This window comes from Aureimonas sp. AU20 (genome assembly GCF_001442755.1).
Lineage (GTDB): Bacteria > Pseudomonadota > Alphaproteobacteria > Rhizobiales > Rhizobiaceae > Aureimonas.
The window spans coordinates 3,468,509-3,495,032 of the sequence record NZ_CP006367.1; the positions used below are offsets into that span (position 1 = coordinate 3,468,509).

Consider the following 26,524-nt stretch of genomic DNA (forward strand, 5'->3'; position numbering starts at 1 on the left):
ATTCTGACTCGCGGGAAATGCTTTAGACGTCCGCGAAAGATCGGGCTAACCACATCACAAGGCTCTTCCTCGGAACGCCACCTGAAGGCGAGCATCACACGCTGTTTTAATGTTCGCAGGCGACACCATTTCGCAGTGCAACATGTGGGGCCGCAGAGATGCTACGTCGCCTGAGAGTGGGTCTGAAAGCCAAGATCATCGGAGGAATCGGACTGGGGCTCGCCATCGGCCTTCTGCCGATGGGAGGCTTCTTGGCCTACCAGACGCAGCAGCACTCCGATGAGGCCGCCGAACAGCTCATGTCGAGCGAGGCCGGCCGTGCCGCCGAATTCGTCAAAGGCGCGCTGGCGGAAATCTCCGCCACGGCTCGCCTTACGGCAGCCAATGTCGGCGAGCGGCATGCTCGGATCGACCTGACCCGCAAGGACATGGTCGAAACCCTGCGGGTCGATCTGGACTCGTCGCCCATGGCCTTCGGCGCCTGGTTCCTGGAAGCGCCCAAAGCCTTCGATGGCCAGCAGGACGAGGTGAAGAACAACACGCCGCAGGGCGCCAACAAGAACGGTTTGTTCTCCCCCTGGTGGCACCGGGTCGCCGGCGACGGGGTCACCTTCCAGACCTTCGACGAGGACTACAAGGCGCCCTGGTGGACCCTGGCCGCCGAAACCGGCAAGAGCGCCGTCACTCCGCCCTATGTCGAAACATCGTCCGGCATGAACAGCCTGCTGACCAGCGTGACGCAACCGGTCTACTCCGCCGGTCAGTTCATCGGCGTGCTCGGAATCGACATGACGCTGAACCAGCTCGGCCAGCATCTCCACGCGATCAAGCCCTTCGGCACCGGCAATCTCAAGCTTCTGTCGAAAGAAGGGCTCTGGCTCTACCATCCAGACCCCAAGCGCCTGGCCAGCCCCTATCTCAACACGTCCGGGAAAGCTGAACTGGCGGCGACCATGGCGGACAAGCAGCCGCGCGTGGTGCCTGGGATCGTCGATCTCGACGGCAACGTCATCCGGCGAATGTTCTATGCGTTCGATGTCCCGTCCTTGAACACGACGTGGATTGCGGTGGTGGACGTGCCGGAAGTGACCTTGGCTCAGCCGATGATGGAGCAGTTTCGCACATTGGCGATCGGCTTCGCGCTGGCGCTTCTGGTGATTCTGGTCGCGGTCTGGCTGACGAGCAATTTCGCCATCGTTCGCCCGCTGCGCCGCTCCGTCGATCTGGCGCGCTTGATCGGCTCGGGTGACTTGACGCACACGATCCGGGCCAAGGGCTCGGACGAGATCGCCGAACTCCAGCGCGCCATGGGCGACATGACCACCAAACTGTCCGAGATCGTCTCGGGCGTGCGCGCCTCCTCCTCGCTGGTGGCCGCCGGCTCGGCCCGCTCGGCCGAAACCGCCGACCGCCTGTCGTCGGGCTCCACCGAACAGGCCGCCGCCTCCGAGCAGGCCTCGGCCGCGATCGAGGAGATGACCGCCAACATCCGCCAGAACGCCGACAACGCCTCCACCACCGAGAAGATCGCCGCCCAGGCCGCCGAGCATGCCGGCACCACGGGCGCGGCGGTGGCGCAGTCCACCGAGGCCATGCGCGCCATTGCCGAGAAGATCGCCGTGGTGCAGGAGATCGCCCGCCAGACCGATCTCTTGGCGCTGAACGCCGCGATCGAGGCCGCCCGAGCCGGACAGCACGGCAAGGGGTTCGCGGTGGTCGCCTCGGAGGTGCGCAAGCTTGCCGAGCGCTCTCAGGCGGCGGCGGCCGAGATCGGCGACTTGTCCTCGCGCACGCTGGTCGTGGCGGAAGATGCCGGGGCGCGTCTTGAGCGGTTGGTTCCGGACATTCGCAAGACGGCGGAGCTGGTGTCGGAGATTTCGGCGGCGTGCCGGGAGCAGTCGATCGGCATCGAGCAGATCAACCAGGCGATCGGGCAGTTGGATCAGGTGACGCAGTCCAACGCCGGGGCTGCGAACGAGATGGCGGCCACCGCCGACCAGCTGTCCACCGAAGCGGGCCGGCTGGAGGAGCGGGCGGGCTATTTCCGCATGACCGACGCCGAGCGCGAGCGCCTGCTGCAGGACGAGGCGGTGGAGATCGAGGCGACCAACCGGCAGGCGGAGCGGCAGAAGACGCGCGCCGCCAGGGCCGAGACGGGTTTCGAGACCGCTGTGACACCGTCGCCCCGCCCTGCGGCGCCCAAACTCTCCGCTGCCAAACTCTCTCCGGTCAAGGCCGGCGGCCCTGCCGGCGCGCCGGAGCCGGCCGCACGCAACAGCGCCAAGGCGCCGGTGGCCGTGGCGACGGGCACGGAGGAAGGCTTGTTCGAAGGCGCGGGCGAGAATCCTGTCCATAGCCTTCAAGCCCAGGCGGCCAGCGCGCTGGCACGCCCGGCGACCGCTGCGGCAAAGGGCGGGTTCTCGCTGGATCTTGGCGGCGACGACAGTTTCGAGCGCATGAGCCGCTAAGCCGAAACCGAATTTCTTCCCCGTTCCGACATTCGAAAGGCCCGTGCGATCCGCGCGGGCCTTTCGCTTTTGCCGGAAGGATGCAAAGGCGAATTTCGGGCGGCAGGCGTGGGCGGACCTTTTCCGCGCCACAGTGCTGTGATCGACGCTCCGGGTTGGAGCATCTCCGAGAGCAAGGCGGGTACGCCCTGCCCTCGAAGATTGCGGCAAAATCAGAACCCTCGAGCCTTTCGGTGAATTCGTTTCGCCGGGAAAGCTCCGGGGACTTGGCGAGAGGGCACGGGCTTCGGCCCGTCTGCGGTGGTGATGGGTTTCTTGCGTCGTTTTTGTCTGATCCTTCCGCTGCTCTGCCTCCTCTTCGCACCGGCGGCGATGGCGCAGGCCCCGATCGCGGCCGGGGCCACGAGCGCCCAGATCATCGCCGATCTCGACAGCAAGAGCGCGGACTACGACGCCGCCAAGGCGGGAATGGGCCAGGCCCAGAAGAGCGAGGACCGCGCAGCCCTGCGCGAGCGCGTGCTCGCCATCCAGGGCTCGGCCGAGCAGACGGTGACGGCGCTCGCTCCCATGCTGGAGGCGATGGACAAGCGGATCGGCGATCTCGGCGAAGCCAGCGAGACCGAGGCGCCCGACATCAAGACGCAGCGCGAGGCGCTGAACAAGGAGCGCACCGATCTCGACTCCGCGATCAAGCGCGCCCGCCTTCTGGCCACCAACGCGCGCGACACGGTCGAGACGATCAACCGGATGCTGGCCGAGGAGTTCAACCGCTCGACCTTCGAGCGCGTCTCCTCTCCCCTCACCGGCCGCTTCTGGAACTCCCTGGCGCTCAGCATGCGCTTCGACGTCTTGCGCGCCACGGGCTTCGGCAGCGACACGTGGGAGGGGCTGAAGCACGGCGTGGAAGGAGCGAGCCCGCTTGTTCTGGTCGCGACGCTCGGTGCCAGCCTCGTCCTGCTCTTTCCCGTGCGCCGGCGGCTTCGCGCGCTCGGGCGGCGCTTCGCCATCTCGCAGGCGCCGGGGACGCGCTTTCGCCGTTCGGGCCTGTCGCTCTGGTTCATCCTCGTCGGCACGCTGACCGCCAGCCTCAGCTTCCTCCTGTTCGGCCAGGGGCTGCGCTGGGCCGGGATGCTGACCGACGAGGCGGACGCCCTCGTCACCGCGCTGGTCGGGGCCGCCTCGTTCGGCGCCTTCATCGTCTCGCTCGGCGGCGGTCTGCTCTTGGTGGACCAGCCGTCCTGGCGCCTCCTGCCGCTCGGCAACGATGCGGCGGCGCGCCTGCGCCCCTATCCCACATTCGCGGCGATTCTGGTGACGATCGGCATCACCGTGGTGGCCTTCAACCGGATCGTCGGCGCCAGCCCCTCCTCGACCGTCGCTGCCAACCTCGCGATCGCCACCGCCTACATGCTGCTGGTTCTTTCGGTGCTCCTGACGCTGCACCGCCTGCGCCGCGAGCAGCGCGAGGAGAACCAGACACCGACCACCCTGCGCAGCGTGGTAACGCTGACGACGCTTCTCTGCTGGCTGGCACTGATCGTCAGCGCCATCGCCGCGCTGCAAGGCTATGTGAACCTTTCGCTCTTCATCGGCCGGCAGACCGTCTGGATCACCGTGGTCTGCGCCTCGGCCTATCTCCTGCTCGTGGTGGTGGACGATCTCTGCACCACGCTTCTCTCGCCCGAGGCCTGGACGGGACGGGCCGCGCACGAAGCGCTGGGGCTGAAGCCCTCGACGGTCGGCCAGCTCGGCGTCGCCATGTCGGCGCTTCTGCGCATCGGGACGGTGCTGCTGGCGCTCGCCATGATCTTCGCGCCCTTCGGCCCGGGCACGGACGCGATCTTCTCGCAGCTTGGCGATCCGCTGCTGATCACCGTCGGCGGCTTCACGCTGGAGCCGGGCGCGGTTCTGCGCGCCCTGATCGCGCTGGCGCTCGGCATCGCCGCCATGCGCCTCGTGCGCCGCTGGCTGAACGAGACCTATCTGCCGACCACCGAACTCGACGCGGGCGCGCGCAACTCCGTTTCGATGATCGTGTCCTATGCCGGCATCATCCTCGCCGGCTTCTGGGCGCTGACCTCGCTCGGCATCGGGCTGGAGCGCATCGCGCTCGTCGTCAGCGCCCTGTCGGTCGGCATCGGCTTCGGCCTACAGGCTATCACGCAGAACTTCGTCTCGGGCCTCATCCTCCTCGCCGAGCGCCCGGTGAAGCTCGGCGACAGCGTGCGCATCGGCACGGACGAAGGCGATGTGCGGCGCATCAGCGTGCGCTCCACGGAGATCCAACTCCCCGACCGCTCGACCCTGATCGTGCCGAACTCGGAATTCATTACCAAGCCGATCCGCAACATGACGCTGGCCGACCCGGTGGGGCGGGTGCAGATCAATTTTTCGGTCGCGCCCTCGGCCGATCTTCTGCTCGTGCGAAAGACCGTCCTGGAGATTTTCGACGAGCATCAGGCCGTGCTGGACGATCCCAAGCCCAGCGTCTTCATCGACGGGATCACCGAGGGCCGGGTCAACTTCAACTGCCTCGCCTTCGTCGCCTCGCCCCGGCAGGCCTATTCGACGCGAAGCGCGCTGTTCTTCACGCTCCTGGAACGCTTCCAGACGCAGGACGTGCGGTTGGCCCCGACTGTCTGAGCGCTCACGTGCCCAGCGCGGGCGCCGGCGCGGCGCGCAGGTCGAAGCGCACCGTGATCTCGCGCCCCAGCCACTGCGCGGCCGGGTCGTTCTTGGTGCCGAGCCCGAAGGCGAGCCGGTCGATCACGCCCGAGCCCGCGACATGGGCGCTGCCGTCGGCCTGCGGCTCGAAGGTGAAGGGCACCTCGATCGGCGCGCTCTGGCCCTTGATGGTGACCGTGCCCTGCGCACGAAAGCCGGTTTCGCTCTTTTCGAAACGGTCCAGCGCGACCGCGAGGCTGGGATGGGCGGCGATGTCGAGCCCGTCCGGGCCCGGCGCGCTGGAGCGCACGAACGGGTCGCCGACCGTGATCGACGCGGCGTCGATCTCGATGCGGGCGGAAGCCTGTGCGAGATCGGCGGGGTCGAAGCGGATCGCGGCCGTCCAGCCGGCGATGTCGCCCGTCATCGGCTTGCCGGAAAAGCTCGCCTCGTAGGTGAAGCGGGAGGCGGCCTTGTCCACCACCCAGCCGCCGGCCTCGGCGGGCTGCGCAGCCGGCGCCTCGCGAGCGGCGAGCGCGGGAGCCTCGGCGCCCTCCCCCTGCCCGGCGGCGAGACCGCCGCCGAGAAAGAGGGTCGCAAGACCCACTGCCAGCGGGATCGCCAGAAGCGCGGTGGACTGGCGCGGCAGATGGCCAACCGGCATCATGCGTCGAAACGAGGCCTGCCGGTCGAGAACCGAATGTTTCAGCGCGCCGGCGACATGCAGGACCAGCAGGGCCAGGGTCGAATAGGCCAGCACCATGTGAAGCGTCGCGGCGACGCTCTCGCCGCCTTCGCTGCGCCAGGCGGCGGGGATCGGCAGGTTCGGCCAGGGCAGATGCTCCGACAGGAAGAGCAGCGTCGGGATCGCGGTCGGCGAAGCCGAGACCACGAACCAGCCCGACAGCGGCACCAGAAGCATCAGCGCATAGAACAGGCCGTGGACGAGATGGGCCGCGCCCGCCTCCACCCGGCTCATCGGCGCGTGGGCCGGCGGCGGGTTCAGCAGCCGCCACGCGATGCGCGCCAGCGTCAGCGTAAGGACGAGGAGGCCGACCGTCTTGTGCCATTGGAAGAAGGCGAAGCGTCCGGCGTCCGGCAGGACGTCCAGCCGCATCATCGCGAAGCCGCCGGCAAGCTGGAAGAGAATGGCAAGCGCAATCGCCCAGTGCAGGAGCATGGCCCCGGCATTGTAGCCCCTCACCTCGGCAGATCCGGTCCGCATGGTCTTCGCCCTTCAGCATGGGAGAGAAAGAAGGCCCGGCAAGCGATGCCGGGCCTCGGTTGGTTCAAATGTGGACGCGTGCCGAGATCAGGACTGCGGAACGAACTCGGTCTCGATCGTGAGCTTCACGTCGTCGCTGACCGGGCCGACCAGCGCCGAGACGCCGAACTCGGAGCGCTTGATCGTGCCGGTGGCGGAGAAGCCGACCACGGGCTTCTGCGTCATCGGATGCGGGTTCAGCGCGGCGTTCATCTTGACGTCGAGCGTGACCGGCTTGGTCACGCCATGGAAGGTCAGGTCGCCCGTCACCTTGCCGGTGTCGGTGCCGGTGGTCTCGATCTTGGTGGAGACGAACTTGATCGTGTCGAACTTGGCGGCGTCGAAGAACATCTCGCCGGCGATCTCGGCGTCGAAATCCTTGTCGTCGGAGGGGTAGTTCGTGTCGACCGACTTCGGATCGATCGTCGCCGTCAGCTTCGACTTGGCGGGGTCGGCAGGATCGAGGGTGAGCGTGGCGTTGATGTCGCCGAAGCGGCCGATATAATTCGAGGTGCCGAAATGGCTCACCGTCCAGAGCACGTTGGTGTGCGTGCGGTCCGCGACATAGGTGCCGGCGGGAACGCCGACGGTCTGCGCCGACGCGGTGCCGAGGCCAGCCAGCAGAACGCCGAGGGTGAGGGCGGATTTCAGAAGCGACATCGAAAGGTCCTTGTTCCGGGATCGGAAGTGGGGCGAACCTACGGGTCCTTTCGCAACCGCGAAATCCCTTCCGACGCGACACACTGTCTACGCGGAAGACCGGATTTTTGCGGCGCACCGCCAACAAAGCGTCGTGAAGCAGATGTGATCGCCGGCTCCGTTCCGGTGATTTTCCCGCTGCGATGCAGCGTCAGAGCGTGGCGAGCCGCCGCCGATTCTCGCGCCACCAGATATAGACACCGCTTCCCACCAGGATCACCGTTCCCGCCATCATGGCCGGGCGCAGCGGATCGCCGAACAGAGCGACGCTGAGGAGGCTCGCGCCCATGACCTGCGAATACAGGAAGGGGGAGAGCAGCGAGGCCGGCGCATGGGCGAAGGCGCGCACCAGGACGAAATGGCCGACCGTGCCGAGCGAGCCGATCGCGACCAGCAGCAGCCCGGTGCCGAGATCGGGCGTCTGCCAGCTCGGGCCGACGATGAGCGTCAGGATCACCGCGCCGGCCGCGGTCGTGTTGAACTGCGTTGCGGCCGCGTCCTCGCGCCCCGCCAGATGCCGCGTGAGCAGGAGATAGACGGCGTTCAGCACCGCGGCGACGAGCACCAGGACGAGCGCGGGGTGGAAAGTGCCGAAGCCCGGCGAGAGGATCAACATCATGCCGAGGAAGCCGGCGAGCACGGCGGCGATCCGATGCGGCCCGATCCGCTCGCCCAGCACCACGACGGACAGGATCGTCACCATGATGGGCGAGAAGAACAGGACCGCCGTCGCGTCCGCCAGCGGAACGCGCTTCAGAGCTTCGTACATGAGGAATGTCGTCGTAAGCAGGATCAGCCCGCGCAGGATCTGAAGGAACGGATGGCGCGTGCGCAGGAAGCCGGTGCCCGTGCGGGCCGAGAGGTAGACGGTGAGGATCACGGTCTGCACGAAATAGCGACCCCAGATGACCTGGATGACCGGAAGCAGCATCGTCAGATGCTTGCCGAGCGCGTCCATGCCCGAGAACATGATGCCGGCGCCGACCGTCAGGAGAATGCCGACGAGGAGCGGATTGTCTTTGTGCAAGGGTCGTGGGTCCCGGTGTCTGGAGGTTGGGCCTTCCGTTCCAGACGAAGCGGCAAAGCAGGGCGGGTCGTGGGTCGTCAGGGAGCCGGCGTCATGGCGAAGCGTCCGCGCCGCTGCGCTCCTCCGCGATATAGGGGAGCGGCGGCGGGCGGGCGCCCGCGCGGTGGCGGCCAAGTCGCTCGCAGCCCTTGTCTCGCGAGGCTCGCAGGTGCCCGGCCAGCGCCTCGGCCGCCACGTCTCCCTCGCCCCGGCCGAGCGCTTCCAGAATGGCGGCGTGCTCGCTGAGAAACGGGTCCACCGTGTCCGGCCCGCAGAGCATGTGCTGGAGATGCTTGCCGCAGACGAAGGAGGCGCGCGCGCGCGCCAGGGCCTCGACGAATTCGCCATTGGGACAGAAGCGCAGGAGCGTGACGTGGACATCCTCCTCCAGCGTGTCGAGCTCGCGCGTCGACAGGCGCGGGAAGCGCCGCTCGGCTCGGCTCAGGCGATCGCGCGCGGCGCCGAGCACGGGGGCCGGCAGCGCCGGGGCGGCAAGGCGCAGGGCGGCGGGCTCCAGAAGAAAGCGCAGGTCGTAGAGATCGGCCAGCCGTCGCTCGTCCAGCGGCACGGTCCACCAATGGGCGTCGCGCTTCTCGGCAAGGCCGGCGGCGCGGGCGCGCAGAAGAAGCTCGCGCGCCGAAGGGCGGCCAATGGCGTGATGGCGGGCCAGCGCCAGTTCGCTGACGCGGAAACGCCCGAACAGGGCGCGTTCCAGAAGCTCGCGCTCGACGCGGTAATAAAGATCGTCGTCGGCCTTGGGCTCGAGCGCATGGGCGCCGACCTGCTCGCCCGTCAGCTCGATGCGGCACGGCCCGCCCGCGCGGCCCGCCAGCACGCCGCGCCCCTCGAAGCGGCGCACCAGCCCTTCCGCCTCGAGTTCGGCCAGGGCCTGGCGCACCGGTTGGCGGCTGGAGCCGAACAGCGCGGCGAGCGGGCCTTCCAGAAGCACCGCGCCTTCCGGCAGGTCGCCGGAGAGGAGCTGCCCGCGCAGCGCCTCGACGATGCGCCGATAGGCCGGTCGCCGCGCGCCGGGCATGGAGCCGGACGAGGGGCCAGTCAGGGGGCCAGTCGCCGGGCCGGAGCCGCCGTCCATCGACCGATCCGTCAGGTGATCGCGCCGATCTGCCAGGGTACGAACTCGTTGTCGCCGTAGTCGTAGATCTCGCTGAGCGTGCGCTGGCCCGAGGCGACCGCCAGAATCGTCTCGAACATGCGCTGGCCGGACTCCTCGATCGACTCCTCGCCGGTGACGATGCCGCCGCAGTTGATGTCCATGTCCTCGGTCATGCGCTCGAACATCTCGGTGTTGGTCGCCACCTTGATGGTCGGCACCGGCTTCCAGCCCGACACGGAACCGCGCCCGGTGGTGAAGACCAGCATGTTGCAGCCGCCGGCGATCTGGCCCGTCACGGCCACGGGGTCGTAGCCCGGCGTGTCCATGAAGACGAAGCCCGAGCGGTCGATCGGCTCGGCATATTCATAGACCGCCTCGAGCGGCATGCTGCCGCCCTTGGCCACCGCGCCGAGCGACTTTTCCAGGATCGTGGTGAGACCGCCCGCCTTGTTGCCGTGGGAGGGATTGTTGTTCAGCTCCGCCCCGTGGCGCGCGGTGTAGCCGCGCCACCACTCGATGCGCTCCATCAGCTTTTCGGCGACGGCCGGCGTCACGGCGCGACGGGTGAGGAGATGCTCGGCGCCGTAGATCTCGGGCGTCTCGGCAAGGCAGGTCGTGCCGCCATGGCGCACCAAGAGGTCCGACGCGTAGCCCAGCGCCGGGTTGGCGGAGATGCCGCTATAGCCGTCCGACCCGCCGCATTCGAGCGCGAGCTTCAGGCCCGACAAGGGCTGCTCCGTGCGCTCGGCCGCGTTCACGGTGGGCAGCATCTCGCGGATGATGGCGGTGGCTTCCTCCACCGTGCGCCGCGTGCCGCCGAGCTGCTGGATCGTCATAGTGCGCAGGAGCGGGCCTTCGGCGAGGCCGTACTTGTCGGTGATGAGCGAGATCTGGTTGGTCTCGCAGCCCAGCCCGATCATCAGGATCGCGCCGAAATTGGGATGCCGGGCATAGCCCGAGAGCGTGCGCGTCAGCACCTCGTAGCCCTCGGTCTTGGTGGAAAGCGCACAGCCCTGGCCGTGCGTCAGCGCCACCACGCCGTCGACATTGGGAAAGCCGTCGAGCCCGCCCTTGTTGTTGAAATGGTCCGCGATGGCGCGCGACACCGTGGCCGAGCAGTTCACCGAGGACACGATGCCGATATAGTTGCGCGTGCCGACCTGCCCGTCCGCCCGGGCGTAGCCCAGGAAGGTGCGGCGCTCGGCCTCCGGCAGAAGCGGCGTCGCGCGCGCGTCGGAGGCGTAGTGATGGTCGGCGTGGCTGTCCTGCATGGCGAGATTGTGCAGGTGGACATGCTCGCCCGGCGCGATGGGCTGCGAAGCGGTGCCAATCACCTGCCCGTATTTCAGGACCGGAGCACCCTGCGCGATGGCGCGCAACGCCACCTTGTGGCCGCTGCCGATCTCGGCCGCCGCCCGAACCCCGCCGCCGATCGGCTCGCCCGCCTGCACGGGGCGGCGGGCGACGGCGACATTGTCCTCGCCGTTCAGGACGATGACGGGCGAAACCTCGGCGATGACGGACATGAAGCCTCCCAGGCGCCGGACGGGGCGGGACCCGAACGATCCCGCCGCCATCCGATAAATGTCTATTGCATGCAATAGTCATTTCATGCCGGACGGGGTTCCGTCAAGCGCCTGGAATGGTTCTCAATAGGCGGGACGCTCGCCGGCGATGACGCCCTTGCGCAGGAGGAAGCAGCCGTAGAAGCGGGGATCTGCCACCTGCACCACGGCGAAGCTCTTCTTGGCCGCCTCGTAGAAGGCATAACGCTCGATGGGCCGGATCAGCGTCTTCTCGCCGGCCGCCTCGATCTCGGCCCGCACCGCCGCGCGCGGCTCGGGCACTTCGTCCGGCTTGCCCACGACTTCCATGCAGCGCACGGGATCGTCCACGAACGCGTCCAGCGGCATGAGGCTGAGAATGGCGCGGGCGGCGCGCTCGATCGGCACGGCGGACAGGTTCACCAGCTTGCCGGACGTGGTTTCGGCGGCCACCGACTCGGCGGGGAAGTTGCCGTCCACGATGGCGATGTCGTCGCCATGGCCCATGGCGGCGAGAACCCAGAGAAGATCGGGGGTCAGAAGCGGGTCGAGGGATTTCAGCATGGCGGGTCTCCCGTTTTTAGCCTTTCCAGGCAAGGCCGACGCGCCTTGCCTGGGATCATGGGGCAGAGTCAAACGCCTGAAGCCTATCCGGCGGATGCGAAGCCGCCGGACACGAGGCGTCAGGCGCGGTGAAGATGGGCTTCGATGGACGCGGGCTTCATCTCGATGGAGAAGCCGGGCGCGCGCGGCGGGAAGTAGCGCCCGCCTCGGACGTCGCAGGGCTCGAAGAAATGCTCGTGCAGGTGATCGACATATTCGGCGACGCGCCCGTCCCAGCTTCCCGAGATGGAGAGATAGTCGATCATCGACAGATGCTGGACATATTCGCAGAGGCCGACGCCGCCGGCATGCGGGCAGACCGGCTTCTCGAACTTGGCGGCCATCAGCATGATGGCCAGGTTCTCGTTGAGGCCGCCGACGCGCGCGGCGTCGATCTGCACCACGTCGATCGCCTCGGCCTGGAGGAACTGCTTGAACAGGATACGGTTCTGGCACATCTCGCCGGTCGCGACCTTGACCGGGGCGACGCCACGACGGATCGCGGCATGGCCGAGAATGTCGTCGGGCGAGGTCGGCTCCTCGATGAACCAGGGGTCGAACTGGGCGAGTTCCTTCACCCAGTCGATCGCCTCGCCGACCTCCCAGATCTGGTTGGCGTCGATCATCAGCATCCGGTCCGGCCCGATCTCCTCGCGCAGGATGCGGCAGCGGCGGATGTCGTCCTCCAGATCGCGCCCGACCTTGAGCTTGAAATGCGACCAGCCCTCGGCAATGCCCTCGCGGCAGAGGCGGCGGATCTTGTCGTCGTCATAGCCGAGCCAGCCGGCCGAGGTCGTGTAGCTGGGATAGCCCTGGCTCGTCAGCTTCTCCAAGCGGGCGGCCTGCCCTTCCTTGGCGCGCTTCAGGATGTCCAGCGCATCGTCCTTGGTCAGCGCGTTGGACAGGTAGCGGAAGTCGATGAGGCGGACGATCTCCTCGGGCTCCATCTCGGAGACGAGCTGCCAGACCGGCTTGCCCGCGGCCTTGGCCCAGAGGTCCCACACCGCGTTGACCACGGCGCCGGTGGCCAGATGCATGACGCCCTTGTCCGGCCCGACCCACCGCAGCTGCGAGTCGCCCGTCACGAAACGCCAGAACTCGCCCATGTCGGCGGTGATCTCGGAGAGCTTCAACTCGTGCAGCTTGGGCGCGAGCAGGTCGATCGCCGCGCGGCAGAGATCGTTGCCCCGGCCGATCGTGAAGGTCAGCCCATGGCCCTGCGGCCCGCCATCGGTCTCGAAGGCGACATAGGCGGCGGAATAGTCGGGGTCCGGGTTCATCGCGTCCGACCCGTCCTTCTGCAAGGACGTGGGAAAGCGGATGTCGTAGGAGCGATGCGATTGGATCGTCCAGTCCTGAACCATGGTTCCTCCCCGAGCGGGCGCCCGACCAATGGACGCGCTCTTTGTTTCTGATATGAAATGGGTAATCATGAGTGAAACGGATCGTCAAGCGACAGGGAGCGAGCGAATGGCGAGGGAGGACAGCGTCGAGGGCTCGGACGGCGGCGACCGCGAGCGGCGCTACACCGCGCCGGCGCTGGAAAAAGGGCTGGATATTCTGGAGCTTCTGTCCGCCTCGCGCGAGGCGCTGACCCTGCAGCAGATCGGCCACGGGGTGGGCCGCACCAAGGGCGAGATCTTTCGCATGGTGAGCGTGTTGCAGGAGCGCCTCTATATCGAGCGCACGGAAAGCGAGGATCGGTTCCGCGTGACCGACCGCCTGTTCCGCCTCGGGCTCAGCCGTCCGGTGAACCGCTCGCTGGTGGAAACCGCCCTGCCCTTCATGAACGCCTTTTCGGACGCGACGGGCTATGCCTGCCACCTCGCCGTGCCCAGCGAAACGCAGATGGTGGTGATCGCGCGGGTGGAAAGCACCAGCCACATCGGCTTCACCGTGCGCATCGGCTATCGCCAGCCGCTGACGCTGACGGGCTCCGGGCGCTGCCTCCTCGCCTTCATGAGCGCGCGCCGCCGCCATCGCACGCTGCTCGACATCCACCGCGAGGAGCCGGCCTTCGACCTCGATGCGCTGGAGCCGGAACTGGCCGCCATTCGCGCGGCCGGCCATGTCGCGCGCCAGAGTGGCCTGTCGGAGGCGGTGGTGGACCTGTCGGTTCCCGTCACCGAGGCGCACGAGGGCGGCGCCATCGCGGCCCTCACCTGCCCCTATCTGCGCATTCGGCTGAACCCGTGGGAGCCAGACGCGCTGCTCGCCGAACTCGCCCAGGCCGCCTCGCGCATCGGCCAGGGTTTGGCGCTGCAGCGGGATTGATTTACCCGCGCATCCATGATGTACCCTTGAAACACTCAACGGGAGGAGACCAGCTGATGGCCGGACGGCTCGCAGGCAAGACGGCTGTGGTGACAGCCGCAGCGCAGGGAATGGGCCGCGCGGCGGCGCTGGAATTCGTGGCCGAGGGCGCGAGCGTTCTGGCGACCGACATCAACGCGGCGGCGCTGGAAGACCTGAAGGCTGATGGGATCGAGACGCAGGTCCTCGACGTGACCGACGCCGAGGCGGTGAAGGCCTTCTGCGCCGGCCGCGCCGCGCCCGACATCCTGTTCAACTGCGCGGGCTATGTCCACGCCGGCACGATCCTCGAATGCGAGGAGAAGGATTTCGACTTCTCCGTCGCGCTCAACGTGCGCTCCATGTACCGGCTCATCAAGGGCTTCCTGCCCGGCATGATCGACAAGGGCGGCGCCTCGATCGTCAACATGGCCTCGGTCGCCTCCAGCGTCATCGCCGCGCCCAACCGTTTCATCTACGGCACCACCAAGGCGGCCGTGGTCGGTCTCACCAAGTCGGTCGCGGCCGACTTCGTGACCAAGGGCATCCGCTGCAACTGCATCTGCCCCGGCACGGTGGAAAGTCCCTCGCTGGGCGACCGGATGCGCGCGCTCGGCGACTACGAGACGGCGCGCGCCGCCTTCATCTCGCGCCAGCCCATGGGCCGGCTCGGCACGCCCGAGGAAATGGCCAAGCTCGCCGTGTTCCTGGCGTCCGACGAGTCCGGCTTCATGACGGGTCAGGCGCTCGTGGTGGACGGCGGCTGGTCCAACATCTGACCGCGCGCCGCACAATTTCGAGAAAAGGGAGACTGCCATGAAACTGCTTCGCCACGGCGCGCCCGGCGCGGAAAAGCCCGGCCTTTTGGACGCGGACGGCCGCATTCGCGACCTCTCGGCCCATGTGAGCGACCTGTCGGGCCGCTGGCTGACGCCGGACGGTCTCGCCGAGATCGCCAAGCTCGACACCGCCTCGCTGCCGCTGGTGGACGGCGATCCGCGCCTCGGCGCCTGCGTCGCCGGCACGGGCAAGTTCATCTGCATCGGCCTCAACTATTCCGACCACGCCGCCGAGACCGGCGCCAGCGTGCCCTCCGAGCCGATCATCTTCATGAAGGCGACCTCGGCCATCGTCGGGCCGAACGACGACATCGAGATCCCGCGCGGGTCCGAGAAGACCGACTGGGAAGTCGAGCTCGGCGTCGTCATCGGCAAGACGGCGAAATACGTCTCGGAAGCCGAGGCGCTGGACCATGTCGCCGGCTATTGCGTCATCAACGACGTGTCGGAGCGCGCCTTCCAGACCGAGCGCCAGGGCCAGTGGACCAAGGGCAAGAGCTGCGACACGTTCGGCCCGACCGGCCCGTGGCTCGTGACCAAGGACGAAGTGGCCGATCCGCAGAATCTCGGCATGTGGCTGGACGTGAACGGCCATCGCTACCAAGACGGCTCCAGCCGCACCATGGTCTACGGCGTCGCCTTCCTCGTCTCGTACCTGTCGCAGTTCATGAGCCTGCAGCCGGGTGACATCATCTCCACCGGCACCCCGCCGGGCGTCGGCCTCGGCCAGAAGCCCAACGTCTTCCTGAAGGCGGGCGACGTGATCGAACTCGGCATCGAAGGCCTGGGCACGCAGCGCCAGACCTGCCGCCAGGGCTGACCCCTGAAGGACGCGGGGCCGGCGACGTCGTCGTCAGTCCCGCGTCCAGCGCTCGCGCGAGGCTTCGAGGTGCATCCGCATGGCCGCCTGCGCCAGGATCGGATCGCCCGAGCCGAGCGCCTCCAGGATCGCCTCGTGCTCGGCCAAGGCGACGCGCCAGGTTTCCGGCGTCTCGAAGCGCACGCGCATCTGCGCTGAGATCGGGCTGTGGCGATCGTCGAACAGCTCACGCACGATGCGCGTCAGCACGGCATTGCCGGTCTGCGCGGCGATCGTGAGATGGAAGAGCCGGTCCTGCTCCAGCGGCTTTCGGCCGGCGTCGATCTCGGCGCCCATGGCATTCAGCGCCTGCCGCAGCTGGGCGAGCGTGTCCGGCGTCATGCGCGCGGCGGCGAGCTGGGCCACTGTGCTCTCGATTGCGGCGCGCGCGCGCATGAGTTCCGACGGGCTTTCGCCGAGCGGACGCGTCGGCGCGTCCGCCTCCTCGCCCGGCGCGCAGACATAGACGCCGGAGCCCATGCGGATCTCGACGCTGCCGTCGATCTCCAGCGCGATCAGCGCCTCGCGCAGCGAAGGGCGCGAGACGCCGAGCTGGACCGCCAGTTCCCGCTCGGCCGGCAGGCGCGAGCCCGGGGGAAACTGGCCGGCGCGGATCAGGGCGCGAATCTGGTCGGCGACCTGCTGGTAGAGCCGGCGACCGTCGAGACCCTTGATGGCTTCGGACATGCATCCCTCCTGATTGGCCTGACCATAGCGACGATCCCGGCGCGTCGGAAGCGGAAATGAGCTCCTTCTTGCGATATGCATTCCTTAAAGTCTGACAAGTTGTGCTCGGCTTTCAAAACTGGCTTGACCAATTCCAAGGAGCATCCTAACCCTAGCTTCATCGGCCGAGAGGCCTGAGACGCCAGCCCGGGAGGAACGGGCGGCGCGGCGCTCTCAACGGGGCGCGGGAGGACAGGATGCAGCAGTCAGGTTCCAGCCCCGCCATGGCGGGTCGCACCGCCACGACCGGTGACGCGCAAACCGGCGCTGCCATGCCGGCTGGCGAAACGATCCTTCGCCTGCACGAGATCACCAAGGAATTTCCCGGCGTGAAGGCGCTCGGCGGCGTGTCCTTCGACCTGCGCCGCGGCGAGGTCCATGCCGTGTGCGGCGAGAACGGCGCCGGCAAGTCGACGCTGATGAAGATCATCAGCGGCCTCTACCAGCCGACCTCGGGCAGCATCGTCTACAAGGGCGAGGAGCGCCATTTCGCCTCCACCACCGAGTCCGAAGCGCTCGGCATCGCCATCATCCACCAGGAACTGAACCTCGTTCCGCACCTGTCGATCGCCGAGAACATCTATCTCGCCCGCGAGCCGCGCGTGGCCGGCCTGTTCGTGGACCGCGCCAAGCTGCGCCGCGACGCGCGCGCCTGCCTGGAGCGCCTGGGCCTTTCGCTCGATCCCGACCGGCAGGTCCGGGGCCTGTCGGTGGCCCAGTGCCAGATGGTGGAGATCGCCAAGGCCCTGTCGCTGAACGCCGAAGTGCTGATCATGGACGAGCCGACCTCTTCGCTCACCGAGAGCGAAACGGCGGTCCTGTTCGGCGTCATCCGCGATCTCAAGCGCTCGGGCGTCGGCATCGTCTACATCTCGCACCGGCTGGACGAGATGGCCGAGATCGTGGACCGCGTGACGATCCTGCGCGACGGGCGCTATGTCTCGACCGACGATTTCGCCGCCCTCTCGGTGGACGACATCGTCGCCCGCATGGTCGGTCGCTCGCTGGAGGAGAAGTTCCCCGACCGCCTTTCCGTGCCGGGCGACGATGTCCTGATGCGCGTCGAAGGGCTGACGCGGGCCGGCACGTTCCAAGACATCGGCTTCACGCTTCGGCGCGGCGAGATCCTGGGCTTTGCCGGCCTCATGGGCGCGGGCCGAACGGAAGTGGCGCGCGCCATCTTCGGCGCCGACCCGCTGGATTCGGGCACGGTGGAGCTGTTCGGCCGCCCCGTTTCGATCGGGTCGCCGCAGGACGCGATCCGCGAAGGGCTCGCCTATCTCTCGGAGGACCGCAAGAGCCACGGGCTCGCGGTCAAGATGCCGGTGGCCGCCAACATGACGCTGGCCCATCTCGGTGGCGTGTCGAAGAACGGCTTCATCGACTTCGCTGAGGAAGAGACGATCGCGCAGCGCTATGTCGATCTTCTCAGCATCCGCACCCCTTCGGTGCATCAGGTGACGCGGCTCCTGTCGGGCGGCAATCAGCAGAAGATCATCATCGGCAAGTGGCTGTTCCGCCAGTCGCGCATCCTGTTCTTCGACGAGCCGACGCGCGGCATCGACGTCGGCGCCAAGTTCCAGATCTACAAGATCATGGACGAGCTGGCCTCGCAGGGGATCGGCGTCATCCTGATCTCGTCCGAACTCCCCGAAATCCTCGGCCTGACCGATCGCGTCGCCGTGTTCCACGAGGGCCGCATCACCGGCATCCTGGAGACGAAGCAGACCTCGCAGGAAGAGATCATGCACTACGCCTCGGGCCACGCCCGCCGGGCGCCCAGTCTTGCGCATTGAGGACGCCATGACCACGATCCCCCAAGACAAGCCGCGCGGGCCCCTCCTCAGCGATCGGCAAAAGGACCTGATCCAGAAGTTCGCCGCGCTCGGCAGCCTCTTCGCCCTGGCCGTCGTCTTCTCGGCCACCTCCAGCGCCTTCCTGACCGTCAACAACGGCATGACGATCGCGCTTCAGGTGACCTCCATCGCGCTGCTCGGCATCGGCGCGACCTGCGTCATCATCACCGGCGGCATCGACCTGTCGGTCGGCTCTGTGCTGGCGTTGGCCGGCGTCGTCGCCGCGCTGGCGGTGAAGGAATGGGGCATGCCCGTGCCGCTCGGCATGCTGCTCGGCATCCTCGTCGGCACGATGTGCGGCGTCGTCAACGGGCTTGCCATCACGCGCGCCAAGCTGCCGCCCTTCATCGCCACGCTCGGCATGATGATGGTAGCGCGCGGTCTCGCGCTCCAGATCACCGGCGCACGCGCCGTCTCGGGCCTCGGCGACAGTTTCGGCGAACTCGGCAACGGCGCCCTGTTCCGCATGGTCGAGATCGGCGACGACGGCTTTCCCACGGTCACCTTCCCCGGCATCCCCTATCCCGTGATCCTCATGGTGGTGATCGCCATCGCGGTGGCCATCATGCTGCGCCGGACCGTGCTCGGCCGTCATATCTATTCCGTCGGCTCCAATGCGGAAGCGGCGCGCCTGTCGGGCGTCAACGTCGCCCGCGTCACGCTCTTCACCTATGTCCTGTCCGGCACGCTGGCCGGGCTCACGGGCTGCGTTCTCATGTCCCGCCTCGTCACCGCCCAGCCGAACGAAGGCGTGATGTACGAGCTCGACGCCATCGCCAGCGCGGTGATCGGCGGCACGTCGCTGATCGGCGGCGTCGGCACGATCTCGGGCACCATGATCGGCGCCTTCGTCATCGGCATCCTGCGCAACGGGCTGAACATGAACGGCGTCTCGGCCTTCACGCAGCAGATCATCATCGGCCTCGTGATCCTGGCGACCGTCTGGATCGACCAGCTCCGCAACCGCCGCTAACCCCATTCCCGCCCGCCCCCGGCGATACGGGGGCGGCGCGGGCGTCAAGCAGACCACTCGGGAGGAAATGTCATGCGCAATCTCGTCGCCGCCTTGGCCGGATCGGCCCTCGCCCTCGTCGCCTTCTCGGCCCAGGCCGCCGAAAAGGAAGTCGCCGTCATCGTGAAGACGGTGAACTCGACCTTCTGGCAGAACGTCCAGAAGGGCGTCGACGCCGCCAAGAAGGATCTGCCGGAAGGCACGACCACGACCTTCAACGGCCCGGCCTCGGAATCGGCCATCGCCGATCAGGTCAACATGGTCGAGAACGCGGTGAACCGTCAGGTCGCCGGCATCATCCTCGCCCCGTCCGACCCGGACGCGCTCGTGCCGGCCATCAAGAAGGCCTGGGAAGCGCGCATTCCCGTCGTGCTGATCGACAGCCAGATCGCCGAAAGCGGCGCGCAGTACTACCAGTCCTTCCTCGCCACCGACAACAAGAAGGCCGGCGAGATGTCCGCCAAGGCGCTGATCGACAAGGTCGGCACCGAGGGCAAGATCGCGGTCATGTCCTATGTCGCGGGCGCGGGCTCCGAGATCGGCCGCGTCGGCGGCTTCACCGACTACATCAAGGCCCATTCCAAGCTGCAGATCGTCGGCCCGTTCTATTCGCAGTCGCAGATGGCGACGGCGCTGAACCAGACCACCGACGTTCTGGCCTCGACCCCCGACCTCAAGGGCATCTTCGGCGCCAACGAGCCGACCGCCATCGGCATGGGCCGCGCGCTCGCGCAGTCCGGCAAGGCCGGCAAGGTGGTCGCCGTCGGCTTCGACGGCAACGAGGACCTTCAGGGCTTCGTGAAGGACGGCACGCTCTCGGCCATCGCCGTGCAGGGCTCGTTCCAGATGGGCGAACTCGGCACCCAGACCATCGCCAAGCTCCTCAAGAAGGAGAAGGTCGAGAAGCAGCAGGACACCGGCGTCGTGATGGTCACCAAGGAAAACATCGACAAGCCGGAAGCCAAGAACGTCCTTTACTGATCCGACGTCCCCGCCGGCGGCGCCCTGCCGCCGGCGGGTTTCCCTATCTCTTCCAACGAGAGCCTGACGTGATGAAGACGACGGACCGCCGCGAACTGCCCAATGGCAAGGTCAGCCTGACCGGGCTCGGCCTTGGCTGCGCGCAGATGGGCAACCTTCTGAAACTGATGCCCTTTTCCGACGCGCGCGAGACGGCCGACGCCGCCTGGGACGCGGGCATCCGCTATTTCGACACGGCGCCCTTCTATGGCTTCACGCGCTCCGAGCGCCGGCTCGGCGCCATTCTCGACGAGCGCGCGCGCTCCGACTTCGCGATCAGCACCAAGGTCGGACGGCTCATGGTGCCGGACGAGACCGTGGGCGCGGAGGCAGAAGGCTATGTCGACCCCTGCCCGTTCCATCAGGTCTACGACTACAGCTACGACGCGATCCTGCGCTCGTTCGACGCCAGCCAGCAGCGGCTTGGCATGGTGCGTTTCGACATTCTCTATGTCCACGACATCGGCCGCGTGACCCATGGCGAGCGCCACGAGCACCATTGGAACCAGCTGACCAAGGGCGGCGGTTTCAAGGCGCTCAGCGAACTGCGCTCGGACGGGCGCATCGGCGGCTTCGGACTCGGCGTCAACGAGTGGGAGGCGGTGAGCGAGGCGCTGGACGAATGCGATCTCGACGTGTCCATGCTCGCCGGGCGCTACACGCTCCTGGAACAGGAAAGCCTCGGTCTTCTCCAGAAGTGCGTCGATCGCGGCGCGCGCATCGTGGTGGCCGGTGCCTTCAACTCGGGCGTTCTGGCCGGCACCAACAATTTCAACTATGGCGACGCGCCGGAAGACGTGATCCGCCGCGTCGGCGAGCTGCGCGCGGTGGCGCAAGAGTTCGGCGTCGCTATCCAGGCCGCTGCCCTGCAGTTCGGCATGGCGCATCCCGCCGTCGTGTCCTGCGTGTCCGGCGCGCGCAACGCCCGGCAGATCCGCTCCAATGTCGAGTGGTTCGAAGCGGAGATTCCGGCCGAGTTCTGGGCGGCGCTACGCCAGCGCGGCCTCGTCGCCGAAGGCACGCCCCTGCCCGGCCTTCCCGCCTGACATAACTTCCGGCTCGGGGTCGCCCTTCGCCACCCCGAGCGTCCGACCTCCATTCGCGAGCCTGCCCCATGCTGACCATCGTGTGCGAAACGCCGGGAACCCTCCGCCCCCGCGAAGAGCCCAAGCCGACACGCGGCGAAGGGGAGGTTCTTCTCCGCATCCGGCGCATCGGCGTCTGCGGCACGGACCTGCACATCTTCTCCGGCAACCAGCCCTATCTCGCCTATCCCCGCGTCATGGGCCACGAGTTGGCCGGCACGGTGGAGGAGGCGCCGGAGGGCTCGGCGCTGCACCGGGGCGATCAGGCCTATGTCATCCCCTATCTCTCCTGCGGCGAATGCCATGCCTGCCGCCAGGGCAAGACGAACTGCTGCTCGCGCATCCAGGTGCTGGGCGTCCACCGCGACGGCGGCATGACCGAATACCTCAGCCTGCCCGAGCGCTTCGTGCGCAAGGCCGCGAGCATCACGCTCGACCAGGCCGCCATGGTGGAGTTCCTCGCCATCGGTGCCCATGCGGTGCGCCGCGGCGCGGTGATGGACGGGCAAAACGTGCTCGTCGTCGGCGCCGGGCCGATCGGCATCGCCGTCGCGATCTTCGCCCGGCTGCGCGGCGCGCGCGTCACCATGCTCGACACGCGCGAAGACCGGCTGCGTTTTGCCGGGGCGCATCTTGGCGTCCACGAGGTGGTGCAGGCGGGAGAGGGCGATCACGAGCGCCTGTCGGCGATCACGGGCGGCGACTTCTTCGACGTCGTCTTCGACGCGACCGGCAGCCCCAAGGCGATGGAGCGGGGCTTCGGCTTCGTCGCCCATGGCGGGGCCTATGTGCTGGTCTCCATCGTCGCCAGCGACATCCGCTTCAACGACCCGGAGTTCCATAAGCGCGAAACCACGTTGCTGGGCAGCCGCAACGCGACGCCGGAAGACTTCGAGACCGTGGTGGATGCGCTGCGCGCCGGCGACGTGCCGAGCGAGGCGCTGCTGACGCACAGCCTGACCCTTGCCGAAGTGCCCGAGCATTTCGCCGGGCTTCTCGACCCGGCCGCCGGCGTCATCAAGGCCATGGTACGGATCGACTGATTCCCCCTGCCACGACCGACAGGCCCCGCGCTTCGAACTCCGGTTCGAGGTGTCGGGGCTTTTCGGCGTTTCCAATCGGCCAATTCACGCTGCATTGCACAAGATTTGAGCCTGAATAAGGATTGACCAACCCTTTCCAACCCGTAAGATGTCAGACCAATTCCAATGGTTTGACGGCTCGGTTTTGGACGGTGTGTCTCCTCTTCCCGCGATGGATCGGCTGCGCGACACGCTGGACGCGCTCGGGCGGCATGTCGAGCGCGCCGGGCTCCGGGCCGGCGACCGGCTGCCAGCCGAGCGGGAGATGATGCAGGCGCTGGCGGTCGGCCGCTCCACCATCCGCGAGGCAGTGCGCCAGCTTCAGGCGCTGGGCGTCGTCGAGACGCGAAAGGGCAGCGGCTCCTATCTCCTGCGCCCGCTGTCGGCCGCCACCGTCCACATGCCGCTCTCGATCACCGCGACGGGCCTGCGCGAAGGGCTGCTCCAGACGCTCGACATCCGGCGCGGGCTGGAGGCGGAGGCGAGCGCCCTGGCCGCGCTTCGCCATACGAGCGAGGATCTCGCCCGCATGGAAGTACGCCTTATCGAGATGGAGCGGGTGCACCGGTTGAACGGCACGGCCGGGCCGGAAGACCTTCTCTTCCATCTCTCGGTCTATGAGGCCGCGCACAACCCGCTGTTCAGCCAGCTTCTGGAACAGATGCGCGAGGCCTTCGAGCGCTTCTTCCTCAAGCCCTTCGACAGGCCCGACTTCGCCGGCCGCTCCTTCCCCTTCCATCGCGAGATGTTCGAGGCGATCGCCGCGCGCGACCCCGGCCTCGCGCGGGAAAAGACCCTCGCCATTCTCGACATCGTCGAGGAGGACATCAAGGACATGTCGCAATGACCGATCCCGCCGCACTCGATCCGTTCTCGCTGATCGCGGCTCATGACGAGCGCCACGCCTTCGACGCCGTGGTGCCGCCGATCGCCCAGACCTCGCTCTTCACCTTCGGCTCTTTCGCGGAGATGGAGGAGACCTATCTCGGTCAGCGCGTGCGCCCGACCTATTCGCGCGGCCTCAACCCGACCGTTCGCCTGTTCGAGGAGAAGCTCGCCGCCATGGAAGGCGCCGAGGACGCGATGGGCTTTGCCAGTGGCATGGCGGCGATTTCCTCGGCGGTGCTGGCCTTCGCCGAGCCGGGTGATCGCATCGTCGCGGTGCGCCACATCTATCCCGACGCCTATCGCCTGTTCGAGATCCTCCTCAAGCGCATGCGCATCGAGGTGACCTATGTCGACGGGCGCGACGAAGAGGCGTTGGCCAGAGCCCTGCCCGGCGCCAAGCTCTTCTACATGGAAAGCCCGACGAGCTGGGTGATGGAGACCCATGATGTCGGCGCGCTGGCCAAGCTCGCCAAGGCGCAGGGCGTCCTCACCATGATCGACAACTCGTGGGCGACGCCGGTCTTCCAGCGGCCGATCGCGCTCGGCGTCGACCTCGTGATCCATTCGGCCTCGAAATATCTCGGCGGCCATTCCGATGTGGTGGCCGGCGTCGTCGCCGGCTCCAAGGCGCTGATCCGCGAAATCCGCGCCCAGACCTATCCCTATCTCGGCGCCAAGCTCTCGCCCTTCGACGCCTGGCTGCTGATCCGGGGCCTGCGCACCCTGCCGATCCGTATGCGGGCACACGAGGCGGATGCGCTCGCTGTCGCCCATCACCTTAAGGCGCAGGATTGCGTGGAATCTGTCCAGCACCCCGCGCTCGCCAACGCGCTGCCGCCGGGCCTGGAAGGCACGTCGGGCCTCTTCTCCTTCACCTTCAAGGAAGGGGTGAACGTGCCGCGCTTCGCCGACAGCCTGAAGCTCTTCAAGCTCGGCGTGTCCTGGGGCGGGCATGAAAGCCTCTGCGTGCCGGGGCAGGTCGTCCTGTCGCAGAACCAGGGGCCGAATTCCGGCCACGCCTTCGGCATCTCGCCGCGCTCCGTCCGCCTTCATGTCGGCCTCGAAGGCGCGAACGCGCTGAAGGCCGATCTCGATGCGGCCATCACCGCCGGCCTCGCCGCCTGACCTCGATCCCAACCCGACCCACAGGAGACATCGCAGACATGAAACGCATGATCCTCACCGCGTCCCTCGCCTCCTTCCTTCTGTCGGGAACGGCCATGGCCGACACGACGCTGAAGCTCGTCGAAGTCATCACCAGCCCCTCGCGCACCGAGACGCTGAAGGAAATCGTCGCCAAGTTCGAACAGGCCAATCCCGGCACCAAAGTCGAGATCACCTCGCTGCCCTGGGGCGAAGCCTTCGAGAAGTTCGCCACCATGGTCTCGGCGGGCGAAACGCCCGACGTCATGGAGATGCCTGATACCTGGGTCGCGCTCTACGCCAAGAACGGCGCGCTGGAGAGCCTGGAGCCCTATCTCGCCAAGTGGCAGGGCGCGGCCGACCTCAACGACCGGGCGCTGGAGTTCGGCCGGCAGGTGGACGGCAAGACCGCCTACATGCTGCCCTACGGCTTCTATATGGGCGCCATGTTCTACAACAAGAAGCTCTTCGCGGAGGCCGGCGTCGAGGGCCCGCCCAAGACCATCGCCGAGTTCCAGACGGCGTCCGAGAAGGTCTCCAAGCTGCCCGGCAAGTACGGCTACTGCCTGCGCGGCGCGCGCGGCGGCCTGAACGACTGGACAGTGTTCATGAACGCCATCGCCGGCAACAACACCTATTTCAAGGAAGACGGCACCTCGACCTTCGCAGACCCCGACAAGGTGAAGGGCCTCGCCTGGTACATCGACTATTACAAGAAGGGTCTGGCGCCCAAGGACTCCATCTCCTGGGGCTTCAACGAGACGGTGGCGGGCTTCTATTCCGGCACCTGCGCCATGCTCAACCAGGACCCGGACGCGCTGATCGCCATTTCCGAGCGCATGAAGCCGGAAGACTACGGGGTCGTGCCGCTGCCCAAGGGCGAGGCCGGCAAGGCCTTTCCGGTGATCGGCTATGCCGGCTGGTCGATGTTCCAGACTTCCGAACACAAGGATCTCGCCTGGAAGCTGATCGAGACGCTGCAGGGCACCGAAGGCAACGTCGCCTGGAACAAGAAGACCGGCGCGCTGCCGGCGCTGAAGTCGGCCGAGAACGATCCGTTCTATGCCGGCGACAAGTTCAAGGGCTGGTTCGACGAGCTGAAGGATTCCAACACCGTCCCGACGCCGCTGCCGAGCTATCTCGAGGAGTTCGCCTTCTTCAAGGACAGCCTCGTGCCGGCCTCCTCGCAGCGCGCCCTGCTCGGCGAGATCACGCCCGAGGACATGGCCAAGGAATGGGCGGACTATCTCACCACCGCCCAGCAGGCCTACCTCGCCAACAAGACCAAGTAACCCCTCTCGCGCGCGGCGGCGGGGCTCCCGCCGCCGCGCTCCCCTGGCCCTTCCCGAAGGGATGACCCGCCTTGACCACGACCACTGAAGGCATCGTGCCGTTTCAGGATCGCCGCACGCCCGGCCAGCGCTTTCTCCAGGCCGCCGAGCCCTATCTCTACAGCGCGCCGGCGCTGGTCCTGATCCTCGCCGTCATGCTGGTGCCGCTGGTGATCGGCGTGTCCTACGCGTTTCGCGACATCCGCCTGCTCAGCCCCTTCAGCGGCGGCTTCGTCGGGCTGAAGCATTTTCACGCGCTCTGGGTCGACCGCAATTTCTGGCTGGCGCTGAACAACACGCTCTACTGGACCGGCATTTCCGTCGCGCTCCAGTTCCTGCTCGGCCTGACGCTGGCGCTGCTTCTCAACCGGCCCTTTCGCGGACGCGGCATCGTGCAGGCGCTCTGCTTCCTGCCCTGGGCTGTGCCGACCTTCCTGTCCGGCCTCAACTGGGCCTGGATGTTCAACCCCGTGGTCGGGCCGATCCCGCATTGGCTCTTCGCGCTTGGGCTGATGGACGCGCCGACCAATATCCTGGCCGATCCGCAGCTCGCCATCTGGGGGCCGATCGTCGCCAATGTCTGGTGGGGCATTCCCTTCTTCGCCATCACCATGCTGGCCGCGCTGCAGTCCATCCCGCGCGACATCTACGAGGCGGCCTCGATCGACGGCGCCAATTCGGTGCAGCAGTTCTGGTCGATCACCCTGCCCTTCCTGGCGCCGACCATGGCGATCACGCTTCTTCTGCGCACGGTCTGGGTCGCCAATTTCGCCGACCTCATCGTGGTGATGACCGGCGGCGGTCCGGCCGACCGGACGCAGATCGTGGCGAGCTACATCTTCACCACCGCCTTCCGGAAGCTCGACTTCGGCTATGCCTCGGCGATCTCGCTGGTGCTGCTGGGGCTTCTCCTTCTCTACTCCCTCGCTCTGGTGTCGCTGCGCCAGATGCTGCTGCGCAAGGGCTGAT

The 26,524-nt window shown here is 67.4% G+C and carries 22 protein-coding genes; 14 read left to right on the forward strand and 8 right to left on the reverse strand.

From position 1 onward, the window contains the following. Positions 1-176: 176 nt before the first annotated feature. Positions 177-2,468 carry a methyl-accepting chemotaxis protein gene (locus M673_RS15825; RefSeq protein WP_061977028.1) on the forward strand — a complete coding sequence of 764 codons (2,292 nt, stop codon included), beginning with the start codon at positions 177-179 and terminating at the stop codon, positions 2,466-2,468. Between the two features lie 315 nt (positions 2,469-2,783). After that, on the forward strand, positions 2,784-5,111 hold the full coding sequence (locus M673_RS15830) for a DUF3772 domain-containing protein (protein ID WP_187301278.1): 2,328 nt from the start codon (positions 2,784-2,786) through the stop codon (positions 5,109-5,111). Between the two features lie 4 nt (positions 5,112-5,115). Here M673_RS15830 and M673_RS15835 read toward each other — a convergent pair whose 3' ends face one another. The 7 genes from M673_RS15835 to M673_RS15865 form a co-directional block, all read right to left on the reverse strand. Then, positions 5,116-6,357 (reverse strand): cytochrome b/b6 domain-containing protein, encoded by a 1,242-nt coding sequence (locus M673_RS15835; RefSeq protein ID WP_061977033.1) that lies wholly within the window; start codon positions 6,355-6,357, stop codon positions 5,116-5,118. A gap of 87 nt (positions 6,358-6,444) precedes the next feature. Further along, on the reverse strand, positions 6,445-7,056 hold the full coding sequence (locus tag M673_RS15840; protein ID WP_061977035.1) for a YceI family protein: 612 nt from the start codon (positions 7,054-7,056) through the stop codon (positions 6,445-6,447). Positions 7,057-7,246: 190 nt separating this feature from the next. Then, entirely contained in the window at positions 7,247-8,122 is an 876-nt protein-coding gene (locus tag M673_RS15845) for a DMT family transporter (protein WP_082639530.1), read from the reverse strand. A 91-nt stretch (positions 8,123-8,213) separates the two neighbouring features. Further along, positions 8,214-9,254: a GntR family transcriptional regulator gene (locus M673_RS15850; RefSeq protein ID WP_244493285.1), complete on the reverse strand. Its 1,041-nt coding sequence runs from the start codon at positions 9,252-9,254 to the stop codon at positions 8,214-8,216. Positions 9,255-9,265: 11 nt separating this feature from the next. Continuing rightward, positions 9,266-10,801, reverse strand: a complete 1,536-nt coding sequence (locus M673_RS15855; RefSeq protein ID WP_061977037.1) for a UxaA family hydrolase — start codon at positions 10,799-10,801, stop codon at positions 9,266-9,268. A gap of 123 nt (positions 10,802-10,924) precedes the next feature. After that, positions 10,925-11,383: an RbsD/FucU family protein gene (locus M673_RS15860; protein WP_061977039.1), complete on the reverse strand. Its 459-nt coding sequence runs from the start codon at positions 11,381-11,383 to the stop codon at positions 10,925-10,927. 119 nt (positions 11,384-11,502) lie between these two features. Next, positions 11,503-12,786, reverse strand: coding sequence for an L-fuconate dehydratase (locus tag M673_RS15865; RefSeq protein ID WP_061977040.1), 1,284 nt, complete (start codon positions 12,784-12,786; stop codon positions 11,503-11,505). A gap of 106 nt (positions 12,787-12,892) precedes the next feature. Here M673_RS15865 and M673_RS15870 point away from each other — a divergent pair, with 106 nt between their 5' ends. Genes M673_RS15870 through M673_RS15880 form a run of 3 tightly spaced genes read left to right on the forward strand, consistent with a single transcriptional unit; the run spans position 12,893 to position 15,373 of the window. Beyond that, positions 12,893-13,696, forward strand: a complete 804-nt coding sequence (locus tag M673_RS15870) for an IclR family transcriptional regulator (protein ID WP_061977042.1) — start codon at positions 12,893-12,895, stop codon at positions 13,694-13,696. A gap of 56 nt (positions 13,697-13,752) precedes the next feature. Then, positions 13,753-14,493, forward strand: coding sequence for an SDR family oxidoreductase (locus tag M673_RS15875; protein ID WP_061977044.1), 741 nt, complete (start codon positions 13,753-13,755; stop codon positions 14,491-14,493). Between the two features lie 37 nt (positions 14,494-14,530). After that, complete coding sequence (locus M673_RS15880; RefSeq protein ID WP_061977046.1) at positions 14,531-15,373, forward strand: fumarylacetoacetate hydrolase family protein; 843 nt, start codon at positions 14,531-14,533, stop codon at positions 15,371-15,373. Positions 15,374-15,406: 33 nt separating this feature from the next. Here the strand turns inward: M673_RS15880 and M673_RS15885 are convergent, their stop codons facing one another. Further along, entirely contained in the window at positions 15,407-16,099 is a 693-nt protein-coding gene (locus M673_RS15885) for a FadR/GntR family transcriptional regulator (protein ID WP_061977048.1), read from the reverse strand. 311 nt (positions 16,100-16,410) lie between these two features. On the opposite strand from M673_RS15885, the gene M673_RS15890 reads away from it, so the two are divergent. From M673_RS15890 to M673_RS15930, 9 genes are all read left to right on the forward strand, one after another. Then, the gene (locus M673_RS15890; RefSeq protein ID WP_061977898.1) at positions 16,411-17,934 is read left to right on the forward strand and encodes a sugar ABC transporter ATP-binding protein; all 1,524 of its coding nucleotides are present in this window, start codon (positions 16,411-16,413) and stop codon (positions 17,932-17,934) included. Positions 17,935-17,941: 7 nt separating this feature from the next. Next, positions 17,942-18,967, forward strand: a complete 1,026-nt coding sequence (locus M673_RS15895; RefSeq protein ID WP_061977051.1) for an ABC transporter permease — start codon at positions 17,942-17,944, stop codon at positions 18,965-18,967. Between the two features lie 72 nt (positions 18,968-19,039). Then, positions 19,040-19,987, forward strand: coding sequence for an ABC transporter substrate-binding protein (locus M673_RS15900; RefSeq protein WP_061977053.1), 948 nt, complete (start codon positions 19,040-19,042; stop codon positions 19,985-19,987). 71 nt (positions 19,988-20,058) lie between these two features. Beyond that, entirely contained in the window at positions 20,059-21,072 is a 1,014-nt protein-coding gene (locus M673_RS15905) for an aldo/keto reductase (RefSeq protein WP_061977055.1), read from the forward strand. A 68-nt stretch (positions 21,073-21,140) separates the two neighbouring features. Then, positions 21,141-22,154, forward strand: a complete 1,014-nt coding sequence (locus M673_RS15910; RefSeq protein WP_061977057.1) for a zinc-binding alcohol dehydrogenase family protein — start codon at positions 21,141-21,143, stop codon at positions 22,152-22,154. Positions 22,155-22,302: 148 nt separating this feature from the next. Further along, the gene (locus tag M673_RS15915) at positions 22,303-23,040 is read left to right on the forward strand and encodes a FadR/GntR family transcriptional regulator (protein WP_061977059.1); all 738 of its coding nucleotides are present in this window, start codon (positions 22,303-22,305) and stop codon (positions 23,038-23,040) included. Then, positions 23,037-24,206, forward strand: a complete 1,170-nt coding sequence (locus tag M673_RS15920) for a PLP-dependent transferase (protein WP_061977061.1) — start codon at positions 23,037-23,039, stop codon at positions 24,204-24,206. The genes M673_RS15915 and M673_RS15920 overlap by 4 nt, the downstream gene beginning before the upstream one ends. 38 nt (positions 24,207-24,244) lie before the next feature. Beyond that, a complete protein-coding gene (locus tag M673_RS15925; RefSeq protein ID WP_061977063.1) occupies positions 24,245-25,516 on the forward strand; it encodes an ABC transporter substrate-binding protein in 1,272 nt (423 codons plus the stop codon). A 92-nt stretch (positions 25,517-25,608) separates the two neighbouring features. Continuing rightward, positions 25,609-26,523 carry a carbohydrate ABC transporter permease gene (locus tag M673_RS15930; protein ID WP_244493288.1) on the forward strand — a complete coding sequence of 305 codons (915 nt, stop codon included), beginning with the start codon at positions 25,609-25,611 and terminating at the stop codon, positions 26,521-26,523. Position 26,524 lies beyond the last annotated feature (1 nt).